Source organism: Micromonospora sp. B11E3 (genome assembly GCF_039871625.1).
Lineage (GTDB): Bacteria > Actinomycetota > Actinomycetes > Mycobacteriales > Micromonosporaceae > Micromonospora.
On sequence record NZ_JBDPMC010000127.1, the window covers coordinates 1 to 12,812 of the forward strand.

Below are 12,812 nucleotides of genomic sequence, written 5' to 3' on the forward strand. Positions count from 1 at the left end.
ATCTAGATGCGGAACGATCGCTTCGAACTTCGCCGCCAGCACCGCTTGCCGTTCGTCCACTGTGCTCATACCACAAAACCGAGGGCCATTCACGAAGACTACGGGTTAATTATCTGCGAGCCCTTACTCCTGTTGCATCAGTCTGTGGTCGGTGTGGGACGAGCTGGCCGGCTCGGGCCACGAGGGTGTCCACCGCGAAGTCGTAGGTCTCCTGTGCGGGAAGTAACGCCATTTCGCCCGCCCATCCCACGACAAGCGGGAATTCGTTGGCCGGACGGGCGACGTAGGAGGCGCTCCTGCTGCCGGCGTAGCTTGAGCACCTCGGAAGTCGATGCCCGCAGGCCACGGGATCACCGTCCCTACGGCTAGACAGTGCTGTGCCGAACGGCGAGGACCTCCCGCAGTCGGTCCAGTGCCCAGCGGATCTCGTCGTCGGTCGTGACCAGGGGAGGGGCGAATCGGATGGTGCTGCCATGGGTGTCCTTGACCAGTACGCCACGCTCGGCCAGTGCCTCACAGATCTGCCGGCCGCTGCCGATCGCCGGGTCGATGTCGACGCCGGCCCAGGCGCCGACGCCGCGTACGGCGGTGACGCCGTGACCGATCAGGTCCCGCAGTCCGCGGTGCAGCACGCCGCCGATCCGGCGGGCGGCGGCCTGGTACTCGCCGGTGGCGAGCAGGTCGACGACGGCCGAGCCCACCGCTGCGGCCAGCGGATTGCCACCGAAGGTGCTGCCGTGTTCACCGGGCCGGATCAGCCCGAGCACGTCGCGGCTGGACACCACGGCGGAGACGGGGACGACGCCGCCGCCGAGCGCCTTTCCGAGCAGGTAGATGTCGGGGCGTACGCCGGCGAGTTCGCAGGCGAACGTGGCGCCGACCCGGCCCAGTCCGGACTGGATCTCGTCGGCGACGAACAGGGCGCGACGGTCGTCGCAGATCCGCCGGATGCCGGCGAGGTAGCCGTTGGACGGTACGACGACGCCGGCCTCGCCCTGGATCGGTTCGACGAGTACCGCGGCGGTCCGTTCACCCACGGCCGCCTCGAGGGCGTCGAGATCGTCATAGGGAACCACGGTGAAGCCGGGGGTGAACGGGCCGAAACCGGTTCGGGCCTGCTCGTCGGTGGAAAAGCTGACGACGGTGGTGGTCCGGCCGTGGAAGTTGCCGGCCGCCACGACGATCTCGGCGTCGTCGGCGGGCACGCGCTTGACCTGGTACGCCCACCGCCGGGCGACCTTGATGCCGGTCTCGACGGCCTCGGCGCCGGTGTTCATCGGCAGCACCAGATGCATGCCGCACAGGTCGGCGAGTTTGGCGGCGAACGGACCGAGCCGATCGTTGTGGAAGGCGCGGCTGGTCAGGGTGGCCCGCTCGAGTTGAGCCCGGGCGGCGGCGAGCAGCGCCGGATGCCCGTGGCCGAAGTTCAGTGCGGAGTAGCCGGCGAGGCAGTCGAGGTACCGCTTCCCGTCCACGTCCGTGATCCAGGAACCTTCGGCGCGCTCGACCACCACCGACAGCGGGTGGTAATTGTGGGCGAGCACATCCCGCTCGATCTTGATGGCAGCGGTAGTACGGTTCATCGGCGGATCTCCAGGGTGCAGCACTTGGCACCGCCGCCGGCCTTCGCCAACTCGGAGAGGTCGACCGGCACCGGCTGGTAGCCGCGTGCGGCGAGCTGGTCGATGAGGCCGGTCGCGGCTTGGGCGACCACGACGTTCGCGCCGTCGGACACCGAGTTGAGGCCCAGAACGAGGGCGTCGGCTTCGCTGGCCACGATCGCGTTCGGGAAGAGCCGGGCCAGCGTCCGCTGGCTGCCCAGGGTGAACGCCGGCGGATAGTAGGCGATGGTGTCGTCGTCCAGAACGAACAGGGCGGTGTCGAGGTGGTAGAAGCGCGGGTCGGCCAGCCGCAGCGAGACGACCGGCCGGCCGAGGAACTCCTGCGCCTCGCCATGGGCGGCTGGTTCGGTGCGGAAGCCCGCCCCGGCGAGGACGATGTCGCCGACCACGGCGAAGTCCCCCTCCCCCTCGTTGACGTAGCGCGGCAGGAGAACGCCGCCGAACCCGGCGGCGGCGAACCAGGCTCGGTAGGCGGGCGCTTCGGGTTGCCGTACCGGCTCGCGGAACCGGGCACCGTAGATCTGTCCGTCGACGACCAGGGCGCAGTTGGCGGCGAAGACCATGTCGACCAGCCCGGGCTGCGGGTCGGCCAGCTGCACGGTGTGTCCGAGCCGGCGATACGTGTCGCGCAGCTCGGCCCACTGCCGCTGGGCGAGGTCTCGGTCCACGGACACGCCGGGGTCCATCCACGGGTTGATCGCGTACACGACGTCGAAGTAGGTCGGCGGGCACATCAGGTACTCCCGCCGGGTGGCCTGGTGGGCAGCCGCGGCGGCAGCCGGTGCCGTGGTCGGGGTGACCGCAGTCGCGCTCATCCGGCCTCGGTCCCCTCGGTGCTGGTCCCGCCGGTGGCGAGGATCGTGTCGATCGCCGTTTCCAGGGCCACCTCGGCACCGCTGACCTGGCGGCGCAGCCCGTCGATCCGGGTGCGGTCGGCCGCGAGCCGGTCGGTGAACTCGGCGTTCTCCCGGCGTACGGCGTCCGGGGCCGGTCCGCCGTACAAGGTGCGCCGAGCGACGAAGGCGCGGGCGTCCATGGCGTCGGCGAACTGCTCCGCGGTGAGTCCGCTGGGTCGATTGAGAAGTTGCCCGGCGGCCTCGTCGAGCAGTGCGAGCGTCGCCGCGGGAGCGGCGAGTCCACGTTCGACGCCGAGCCGGACGAACACGCCGACCACCTGGTGGGCGTGCCGCCAGTCCAGGCCGGTGTAGCGGACGAGGGCAGACGCGACGTCGGTGACCTGGGCCCAGTGGGCGCCGGCTCGGGCGGCCATGCGCGGCTCGTCGAGTCGAAGGTCGGTGAGGATCTGGGTGGTGTCACCGACCTTGGCGGTGATCGCCGCGCACATGGACCAGATCGCCTGCTGCGAGTAGCGCCGCTCCATGATCGGGAAGCCGGTCGGACCGCGTTCGGCGGTGATCACGCCGATCAGCGCCGCGAGCGCCTGGGTGGCCACCGACTTGACGTCCTCCAGCGCGTCGGGGTTCTTCTTCTGCGGCATGATGCTGCTGGTGCCGCAGAACCTGTCGGGCAGCTCGACGTACCCGAATTCGGAGGTGGACCAGAGGTAGAGGTCGTCGGCGAGCCGGGCCAGCGTGGCGCCGGCCGTGGCCAGAACGGCGGCCACCTCCATCTCCAGGTCGTGGCTGAGGATCGCGTCCATGGTGTGCGGCAGCGGGGCGTCGAAGCCGAGCAGGTCGGCGACCCGGTGCCGGTCGAGCGGCAGGTCGCTGCCGGTCAGGATGGCCGCGCCGGCTGGTGAGAGGTTGAGCCGGCCGTGCAGGCTGAGCAGCCGTTCGGTGTCGCGGGCGAAGGCGCGCTCGAACATGGTGGCCCAGTGCGCGAAGGTGGTCGGCTGGGCGTGCTGGCCGTGGGTGTAGCCGGGCATCACCGCCTCCCGGTACGTGTCGGCGAGGCCGAGCAGCACGGCGCGCAGGTCGGCCAAGGCCGGCAGCATCGCGTGCAGGTGCCAGCGGATCGTCATCCGGCGGGCCACCTCGATCAGGTCGCCGGAGCTGCGACCGAGGTGCAGCCGCCCGCCGAGGTCGGCGCCGATCGCACGGATCAAGTACTGCTCGCCGGAGTGCATGCCACCGCCGGCTTCGATGCGCGCCGCGGCGACTCCGTCGGCCTCGGCCTCCATGCCCCGCAGCGCGGTGAGGATGGCTCGCCCGGCCGCCGGCTCGAGCAACCCGCGCTCGGTGAGCATGACCGCGTGTGCCTTGTCGAAGGCGTGGATCGCTGGCAGTGAGTCGCCGAGCAGCTCAGTGCGGTGCGCCTGCAGGTGCGGCAGTTGCTCCTCGGTCAGTCGTACCCCGGTACCCCGGAAGCCCTGGTACGTCATCGGCGGTCCGCCCCGGAGCCGAAGACCGCGAAGTGGAACAGCAGGTAGGCGGCGAGGGTGGCGGTCGTCGAGGTGCGGTCGTCGGTAAGCGGGTTGACCTCGGTGACGGCCAGCGCGTCGCAGTGCGGGGCGAGCAGCCGGACCGCTTCGAGGGCCTCGCCGGAGGTGAGGCCGCCAGGCTCGTGGGCGCCGGCGCCGGGCGCGAACGCCGGGTCGATCGCGTCGATGTCGAAGGACAGGAAGATGTGGTCGGCGCCGGAGACGCGGTCGAGGATCTGTTCGACGGCGGAGACCGGGCCGAGGGCCTGGAACTCGCGGGCGGTGATGTGGGGCAGGCCGCTCTTTCGCTTGAACTGGGCCGAGGACGGGAAGTTGAAGTGCCGCACGGCTACCTGGATGCAGTCGTCGGCGTTGAGCCGGCCGAGTTCGAGGCTGCGGCGCATGCCGCTGGACTGGCTGAGCCGTCCCTGGAACCGGTTGTGATCCAGTAGATCAAGGTGGGCGTCGAAGTGGATCACTCCGATCCGGCCGGGCAAGGCGTCGTGCACGCCGCGAGCGACCGGGAACAGCACCGAGTCGTCGCCCCCGATCATGATCGGGGTACGGCCGTCGCGCAGCGACTCGGCGACCGAGGCGGAGCAGGCGTCCAGTGTGGCCTCGATGTCGTGCCCGACGACGTCGACGTCGCCGCGGTCGCGCAGCAGGTCGTCACCGACCTCGTGGACGGAGTCGGTCTCCAGCGAGTAGATGGCGCCGTCCTCGATGCGTTGGGTGATCCAGCGCAGCGCGTCGCGGATCCGGCCGGGGGCGTACCGGGAGCCCGGCCAGCCCAGGGTGGATCCCCCGTCGAAGGGGGCTCCCCACAGGTCGAACTTACGCGATTGGTGCGAACGTGGCATTGCGGACCTCTCGGAGGTGGGGTGTGGGTGCTCTCAACCGAGGACGCGGGAGAGGAATTCCTGGGTGCGCGGGTGCTGCGGGGCGCCGAGGACGATGCCGGGCGGACCTGACTCGACCACGACCCCCTCGTCCATGAACACGAGCGTGTCGCCGACCTCGCGGGCAAAGCCCACCTCGTGGGTGACCACGATCATCGTCATGCCGTCGGCGGCCAGCGACTTCATCACGTCGAGCACCTCGCCGACCAGTTCCGGGTCCAGCGCCGAGGTCGGCTCGTCGAAGAGCATCAGGTACGGCTCCATCGCCAGCGCCCGAGCGATCGCGACCCGCTGTTGCTGGCCGCCACTGAGTTGGGCCGGGTAGGCGTCGTACTTGTCGGACAGGCCGACCCGGTCGAGCAGCCGGCGGGCGGCGGCCTCGGCGACGGCCCGGTTGTGCCCCAACGCCCGCATCGGCCCCTCGACGACGTTGCCGAGCGCGGTCATGTGCGGGAAGAGGTTGAACCGCTGGAAGACCATGCCGATGCCGCGCCGCTGCCGTGCGATCTCGCGTTCGGTCAGCTCGTGGAGTCTGCCGCCGCGCAGTCGGTAGCCGACCAGGTCGTCGCGCAGCCACAGCTCGCCGCCGTCGAGGCGTTCCAGCTGGTTGATGCAGCGAAGGAAGGTGGACTTGCCGGAGCCGGACGGGCCCATCACGCACAGCACCTCGCCGGCGCGCACCTGCAGGGACACCCCGCGCAGCACGTGTACCGGTCCGAACGACTTCTGCAGGTCGACCGTGCGGACGACCGGGGTCGTGCCGTCTGTCGGTGGTGGCTGGCTCACTGCTGCGGGGCTCCCTTCAACCGGCGCCCGAGTGACCGGGCCTTACGGTTCGGCAGGGCGTGGAAGCCCCGGCCGAACCGGCGCTCGACGAAGTGCTGGATGACGCTGAGCACGGAGACCACCGCCAGGTACCAGATCGCGGCGACGATCAGCAGTTCGATGATCCGGTTGTTGGAGTAGTAGATGAACTCGACGGTCTCCAGCATCTCGCCGTACGTGATGACGGCGGCGAGCGACGACATCTTCAGCGTGCTGATGAACTCGTTGCCCAGGGGCGGCAGGATGACCCGCATGGCCTGCGGCAACACGATTCGGCGCCGGATCTGGTTCGGGGTCAGGCTGATCGCCTGGGCCGCCTCGATCTGGCCCTTGTCGACCGAGAGGATGCCGGCGCGGACCAACTCCGCGGTGTAGGCGCTCATGTTGATGCCGAGGCCGAGCAGGGCGGCCATGAACGGCGTCATCACGTCAATCATGCGGGCCTCGAACGGCCCGAATCCAACCGTGGGGAAGACCAGCGCCAGGTTGTACCAGATCAGCAGCTGCAGCAGTACCGGAATACCGCGGAACAGCCAGATGTAGCCGAAGGCAATGGTCCTGGTCACCGGGTTCGCCGACATCCGCATCACCGCGACCAGCACACCCAGGACGATGGCCAACGCCATGGAACAGAGGGTGATGATGACGGTGTTGGCCAGACCGTGCAGGATCGCCGAGGCGGTCAGGTAGCGGCCTACGACCGACCATTCGATGCTGCCCTGGGCGAAGGCCTGCACCAGAAGTGCGACCAGCACGACCACGACGGCTGCCGAGACCCACCGGCCGTAGTGCCGTAGCGGCACCCGGGGCAGCCCGGCAAGCTGCCCGGGGCCCGGCGGTGCCGCCAAGGTGCTGGCCCCGCCGTGTCCAGTGCTCGTCATCACGCCTCCCGTCTGTACTTTCGCCGAGTCTCACCGGGCCGGCCGGGGCAGCGATACCTGACATCGGGTCCAGTCAGCGCACCGCTGGCGCTACTTCCTGTCCTGCTCCGGCCCGCTGCCACGGCCCGCCCGTCCGGTGCCCTGCTCCGGCCCGGGCTGGTCGTCGGTGTCGGCCGCGCTGTCGGCGAGCAGCGCGAGCCACAGCTCCATCCGGCCGTACGCCGAATCGAGGTCGCGCCCGGTGATCTGCTCGATCCGGTCGATCCGGGCCCGCAACGTGTGCCGATGGATGCCCAGCTCCGCGGCGGTCTCGTTCCACTGGCCGTTGTGCGTCAGGAAGGTACTCAGGCTGGCCAGCAAGGCTCCCTCGCGACCCTGGTCGTGCTGCTTCAGCGGGCCGAGGACCCGGCGCACGAAACCGGCCAATGCCTGCGGCGACTGGGCCCGGAAGAACATGTGCAGCGCCTCCAGATCGTCGAACCGAGTCACCGCCCGCCGCTCGGCCCGGCCGACCTCGGCCGCGTGGGTCGCGGCCCGGTACGACAGCCCCACCTGCTCGATCGGCACCACGTCGCCGAGCCCGAGCGGCACCATCGGGCGTACCGAGGCCACCCGGGCCAGCGCGGCGGTGGCCGCCTCCGAGCCGTCGATGAGTACGGCGACCCGGGCCTGCCGACCGGCCTCCTGCGCGACGACGGCGCCGGGCAGGTTGGCCTCGGCCATCAGCTCGTTGAGTTCGTCGCAGACCTGGCTGCCCCGGCTGGCGGCACAGAAGTAGACGCCAACCCGGACGGCTGCCGGGTCGAGGTCCCAGGCGAGGGCGTGCTGGGCGGCGACCTCGCCGGTGACCGCACCGCGCAGGATCTGGGCCAACTGGTCGGCGCGCAACCGGCGGACCTGCTGGCGGGCCGCCTGCGAGCGCTCCATCTCCAGGGACAGCAGCGCCACCGCGCCGGCCAACACCATCCGGCTGTAGTCGCTGGCCGCGCCGGGGACGCCGGCGATCAGGAAACCGCGCATCCGGCCCCGCGCCCCGAGTGTGTGGATCGCCACCGACTCGGTCGGGCCGACCACCGAACCGCTGGAGCGGATACCGCGCTCGCGGGTACGCATCACGTCCGGCAGCAGCGCGGGCAGCCGGTCGGCGGCCTCTGCCGGATGCGCCCGCACAACGTTGGCGGCGAGGTCGGTGAGCACCGCCCAGCCGCCGAGTGCGCGCGAGACCTCAGCAACGAGGCCGCCTGTGCCGGACTCGACCGCCGCGGCGGTCAGCGCCTGCTGAGCGTCGAACGCGCGGGCGATGGTGTCGTAGCGTTCCGCCGCGAGCAGGTTCGACACGGCCTCGGAGATTGCCACGTAGGGCGCGTCGACCGGCACCTCCAGCACCGGTAGGCCACGCTCCTCGGCGGCCTGGATCAGCGGCCCAGGGACCTGGTCGTACCCGAGTCCGACACCGAAGCCGAGTCCTGCCAGGCCGGCATCGGCGAGCCGGTGGACGTACGGGCCGAACTGCTCCGGATCATCGATCTTGAGGCCGGTGGTGAGTAGCAACTCCCCGCCGCGAAGCCACGGGGTCGGGTCGATGGTCTCGCTGACGTGCACCCACCGGACCTCGTTGTCGAGACCGCGGTCGCCCGCGCATACCCGCAGGTTCAACTCCGGCAGCGCCAGAACCTGCGCAATCGTCACAGTCACGGGAACATCCCATCTCCTCGGCCGTGGACCAGTGTTGCCAGATGGTGACATGGCCGTGAAGTACAGTCCGACCTGCGGCGACTGGACAAGCGGTCCCCTTCCGATGCTTTCGCCGCTACTTGAACACTGGGGCCACGTTGCCGAGGGGAACCGGTGGCGAACGTGCGGGGCGGGTGTGATGACACCCCGCCGACCCGGAGGAGACACACGTGAAGAAGCGAGCCATCTGCGCGGTCTTTGCCGCAGCCCTGCTCGCCGGATGCGGCGGCACCGATGCCGACGCGCCGGCCCCGGACCAGTCGGACAACGGGTTGCACGCGATGCTGCCGGAGTCCATCCGGAAGGCGGGAGAACTCCGGGTAGGAAACAGCCCGGTATATCCCCCGATGTCGTACTTGCCGGAGGGGACGGAGGACAGGAACAAGAGGCAGGGTTTCGACGTCGACCTGGCGCGGGCCATCGGCGAGAAGCTCGGCGTCCGGGTGACCTTCGTGACGCAGGAGTACGAACAGTACATCCCGTCACTGGCCACCGGCCGGATCGACCTGGTCGAGTCGGCGATGCAGGATCTCGAATCGCGTCGAGAGACGGTCGACTTCGTCGACTACTACACGACCGGCCCGCAGCTGTTCACCCTGGCGGACAAGGCCGCCCGGTTCCCCGCCGAGATTGACGTCTGCGGCGCCAAGGTCGCCGTCGACAGCGGCGACACCGGCTACCGGAACGCCCTGGCCAGCTTCAGCCAAAAGGTCTGCGCTCCGGCCGGCAAACCGCCGGTGGAGGAGCTGACCACCAACGGCACCGCCGACGCCCTGTTGCAGATGGGGCAGGGGCGGGCCGATGTCGGCATCCGGGGTGCCGAGTCAATCCGGTACGTCACCACCGAGCAGGAACCGGGCAAGTACGTCCTGATCGGCAAGCCGATCACGGAGATTCCCGTCGGTATCGCGGTGAGCAAGCAGCAGCCCGAGTTGCGGGACGCGGTAGCGGCTGCGCTGACCGCGGTGATGGACGACGGCACCTACGCCCAGATCGGCGACAAGTGGGGCCTGTCGGACATCCTCCGTCCGGCGGTGACGATCAACGGCCAGCCGGCGAGCTGATCGTGACCCTTACCGTCCTGCGCGGGGGCGTCCTGCTGGCGCCGCAGCCCGCCGGAACCGGCGACGTGGTCGTCGCCGGCCGGGACATCCTGGAGGTCGGTCCGCCCGGCCCCACCTCCGGCATGGCCGCCCAGGCGACCGTCGTCGACTGCGCCGGGTTGCTCGTCGCACCCGGCGTCGTCGACGGCCACCTGCACATCCTCGGCGGGGGCGGCGGCAGCGGGTACCACACGCGCATCCCCGAACTGCCCGCTGACGTGATCGTCGAAGCCGGCACCACGAGCTGCGTCGGGATGCCCGGCGTGGATCCGATCACCAAGAACCCCGAGGCGTTGCTCGCCCGGGCGTACGCGCTACCGGCCACCGGGCCACGCGCCTGGGCGATGGCCGGCGGCTTCCACTGGCCGCCACCGACCGTCACCGGCTCGATCCTGCGCGACCTGCACCTGCTGCCCCACCTCGTAGGCGTCAAGATCGCCCTGTACGAACACAAGGCCACCGCCCCCGGGCCGGCCGAACTGGCTCGACTGCTCCGCGAACTCGAATGGGTCGCCGGCGCCACCGGCAAGGCCGGCCTGCTGCACGTGCACCTCGGCACCGCCGTCGGCGACCCCGACCTGCTGGCGCGGGCACTCGACGAATCCGGTGCCGACCCCGGCCGGGTACAGGTCACTCACGCCAACTACACCCCTGACACCCTCGGCCTGGCCACCCGCCTCGGCGGGCTCGGTTGCCGGGTGGACGTCAACCCACTGATCAATCCGGACCGGATCACCGGCGCCATCGCCCCGGTGGACGCGATCGCGGCCCTGCTGGCCGGGGGCGTGCCCGCCGGTCGGCTCACCCTCAGCAGCGACGGCAATGCATCGGTGCCACGTACCCTGCCCGGCGGCGACGTCGAACCGTTCGCCTACCGGGTGGAGTTGCTGCCCACCGTACGGGCGCTGGTCGCCGCTGGCGTCCTCGACCTGCCGGACGCGCTGGCCCTGGTCACCGCGAATCCGGCCGCCGCGCTGCGGCTGGACGGCGCCGGCCCCCATGGCATCGGCACCCTGCGCACCGGCGGCCCCGCCGACATCGTCGTTCTCGAGCCCGACCTGCGGGTCCGGCACGTCTACCGTGACGGCGAGCAGCTGGTCCGCGACGGCCGCGCCGTCGCCCCGGACCCGTTCCGCCCGCCGCAGCGACCGGACACCACCCCGTGACCGCCGCCGACCCGGTGACCCGGCAGGTGTTGTTCACCCCCGCCGAGGCCGCAGCCGGCGGCCGGCCGGCCCCGCCGCACCCCGTGTGGCGGTCGGCATCACGGGCGGCGCCGGCTGCCGATCAGGTACTCATCCAGGTGCATGCAGCCGGCCTCAACCGCGCCGACCTGCTGCAACGCGACCTCGACTACACGCCGCCGGCAGGCGAGTCCGCCGTACCCGGCCTGGAGTGTGCCGGCACCATCGCCGCGATCGGTCCAGATGTCGCCGGCTGGCAGGTCGGCGATCAGGTATGCGCACTGCTCGGCAGCGGTGGTTACGCCAGCCACGCTCTGGTGTCACACCACCAACTGCTGCCCGTCCCGACCGGCTGGACGATGGCCGAGGCGGCGGCGCTGCCGGAGGCGCTGGCGACCGCCTGGTGGAACCTGCGGATGATCGCCGGCGTACGCCCCAGCGACCGCGTGCTGGTCCACGCCGCGAACTCCGGCGTCGGCACCACCGCCGTCAAGGTCGCCCAGTCGCTGGGCGCCACCGTCGCCGGCACCGTCCGTGGCCCAGCCCTCGCCGACGCCGTGCACCGGCTCGGCGCCGACCCGGTGGTGGTCTCCACCGCCCTGAACGCCGCCGACGAACTGCGCCGGCTGGCACCCGACGGCTTCGACGTCGTACTCGACCTCGTCGGTGCCGCCGTCGCCGACATGACCATGGCCGGGCTGCGCACCGGCGGTCGGTGGCTCAGCGTCGGCGTACTCGGCGGTGACCAGGTGCGGCTGAGCCTACGCACGGTGATCCGGCGTCGCCTGGTACTCACCGGCGGCTCCCTGCGCAGCCTGCCACCGGCCGAGAAGGCCGCCATCATCGCCGACCTACGCCGAGCCGCACCGTGGGCCGGACCGGTCGACCTGCGACCGGTCATCGCCGCCCGCTACCCCGCCGCCCACGTCGCCGCCGCTCTGGACCACCTTGAGCGCGGCGGCCTGATCGGCAAGATCGTGCTGACCGACCTCGAGGAGATCACATGACGCCGTCCAGTTCCGCCAACCCCATCGGCCTGGCACTCGGCTACGACCCGACGGTCACGGTCCGCCGCATGGCCGAATCGGCCGCCGCCGCAGAACGAGCCGGCTTCGGCACCGCGTTCTTTTCCGAGACGCTGTTCACCAACCGCGATTCGGTCTCTGCACTGGCCGCGTTCGGCCTTGCCACCAGACGAGTCACACTCGGCGCCACCCAGGTCGTGCGGCTGCGCAGCCCACTGGTGATGGCCCAGTCCGCAGCCACCCTTGACGAACTCAGCGGCGGCCGGCTCGTGCTGGTGCTCGGCGCCTACACCGCCAAACACGCCGCCCGCAACGGCCGGCCGCTGACCGACCCCGTCACCACCCTGCGCGAGTATGTCGAATCGATCCGCGCCCTACTCACCGGCGAACCCGTCACCTACCACGGCGAGGTCGTACGGCTCGACGACGTCGCACTCAACTTCCAGCCCCTCCGGCCGGACATTCCGATCTGGATCGCCGCCGCCAGCCGCAAGGGTCTGGTCAATGCCGCCTCGATCGGCGACGGCGTGCTACTCGACGCCGGCACCTCCCCGGAGTACTCGGCGAACGCCGTCGCGCTGCTACGCGCCAGCGCCGAACAGGCCGGCCGCGACCCGGACGGACTCGCCGTCGCCCAACTCATCAACACCTCGATCGAGGACGATCGCGCCGCTGCCATCGAGGCGATCCGCTGGGAGGTGGCGACCAAGTTCAAGTACGCCTCCACCCCGAAGGCGAAGATGTCGGTCGGTGAGCCGACCATCGACCCGACGGACCTGCCCCGGTTCGCCGCCACCTACGAGGCCGGCGGAGAGGCCGCCCTGCAAAAGGTGTTGCCGGAGCGGTACGTCACCTCGCTGACGGCGACCGGCACCGTCGATGACGTACGGGCCCGCGTCGATGCTTACCGGGCGGCAGGCGTCACGATGCCCCTGGTTCGCCCCGCCGCCCCGCACCAGCTCGACCGCTTGCTCACCACGTTTGGTCAGGCCCACACCGCCGACTGAGAGGGCGTTCGATTTGTTTTGATCTACTAGTCTTGATTTTTAACCTTTGCGTTTTTGCTGGTCGGCTTGGGTGCGGGCGCGGTGGATGGTTTTACCGACGTCGTGGCGGGGTGCGCGGTGTCGGTTGGGGCTGCCGGGTGGGCGTCCGGGGC

General features: G+C 70.7%; 11 protein-coding genes. 4 read left to right on the top strand and 7 right to left on the bottom strand.

Going from position 1 to position 12,812, the window contains the following annotated elements:
• Window positions 1-365: 365 nt before the first annotated feature.
• From rocD to ABGB16_RS32035, 7 genes are all read right to left on the bottom strand, one after another.
• The gene (gene rocD / locus ABGB16_RS32005) at window positions 366-1,583 is read right to left on the bottom strand and encodes an ornithine--oxo-acid transaminase (protein WP_347671810.1); all 1,218 of its coding nucleotides are present in this window, start codon (window positions 1,581-1,583) and stop codon (window positions 366-368) included.
• Window positions 1,580-2,437, bottom strand: a complete 858-nt coding sequence (gene ddaH / locus ABGB16_RS32010; RefSeq protein ID WP_347671811.1) for a dimethylargininase — start codon at window positions 2,435-2,437, stop codon at window positions 1,580-1,582. The genes rocD and ddaH overlap by 4 nt, the downstream gene beginning before the upstream one ends.
• Window positions 2,434-3,963: an argininosuccinate lyase gene (gene argH / locus ABGB16_RS32015; RefSeq protein WP_347671812.1), complete on the bottom strand. Its 1,530-nt coding sequence runs from the start codon at window positions 3,961-3,963 to the stop codon at window positions 2,434-2,436. The genes ddaH and argH overlap by 4 nt, the downstream gene beginning before the upstream one ends.
• On the bottom strand, window positions 3,960-4,862 hold the full coding sequence (locus tag ABGB16_RS32020) for an arginase family protein (protein ID WP_347671813.1): 903 nt from the start codon (window positions 4,860-4,862) through the stop codon (window positions 3,960-3,962). Before ABGB16_RS32020 ends, argH begins: the two co-directional genes overlap by 4 nt.
• Before the next feature lie 33 nt (window positions 4,863-4,895).
• On the bottom strand, window positions 4,896-5,687 hold the full coding sequence (locus ABGB16_RS32025; RefSeq protein ID WP_347671814.1) for an amino acid ABC transporter ATP-binding protein: 792 nt from the start codon (window positions 5,685-5,687) through the stop codon (window positions 4,896-4,898).
• Window positions 5,684-6,607 carry an amino acid ABC transporter permease gene (locus ABGB16_RS32030; RefSeq protein ID WP_347671815.1) on the bottom strand — a complete coding sequence of 308 codons (924 nt, stop codon included), beginning with the start codon at window positions 6,605-6,607 and terminating at the stop codon, window positions 5,684-5,686. Before ABGB16_RS32030 ends, ABGB16_RS32025 begins: the two co-directional genes overlap by 4 nt.
• Window positions 6,608-6,697: 90 nt before the next feature.
• Window positions 6,698-8,302, bottom strand: coding sequence for a PucR family transcriptional regulator ligand-binding domain-containing protein (locus ABGB16_RS32035; RefSeq protein ID WP_347671816.1), 1,605 nt, complete (start codon window positions 8,300-8,302; stop codon window positions 6,698-6,700).
• 209 nt (window positions 8,303-8,511) lie between these two features.
• On the opposite strand from ABGB16_RS32035, the gene ABGB16_RS32040 reads away from it, so the two are divergent.
• Genes ABGB16_RS32040 through ABGB16_RS32055 form a run of 4 tightly spaced genes read left to right on the top strand, consistent with a single transcriptional unit; the run spans window position 8,512 to window position 12,660 of the window.
• The gene (locus ABGB16_RS32040) at window positions 8,512-9,405 is read left to right on the top strand and encodes an ABC transporter substrate-binding protein (RefSeq protein ID WP_347671817.1); all 894 of its coding nucleotides are present in this window, start codon (window positions 8,512-8,514) and stop codon (window positions 9,403-9,405) included.
• Window positions 9,406-9,407: 2 nt separating this feature from the next.
• Window positions 9,408-10,610, top strand: a complete 1,203-nt coding sequence (locus ABGB16_RS32045; RefSeq protein WP_347671818.1) for an amidohydrolase family protein — start codon at window positions 9,408-9,410, stop codon at window positions 10,608-10,610.
• Entirely contained in the window at window positions 10,607-11,635 is a 1,029-nt protein-coding gene (locus ABGB16_RS32050) for a zinc-binding dehydrogenase (protein WP_347671819.1), read from the top strand. The genes ABGB16_RS32045 and ABGB16_RS32050 overlap by 4 nt, the downstream gene beginning before the upstream one ends.
• Complete coding sequence (locus ABGB16_RS32055) at window positions 11,632-12,660, top strand: LLM class flavin-dependent oxidoreductase (RefSeq protein WP_347671820.1); 1,029 nt, start codon at window positions 11,632-11,634, stop codon at window positions 12,658-12,660. Before ABGB16_RS32050 ends, ABGB16_RS32055 begins: the two co-directional genes overlap by 4 nt.
• The last annotated feature ends 152 nt before the right edge of the window (window positions 12,661-12,812 follow it).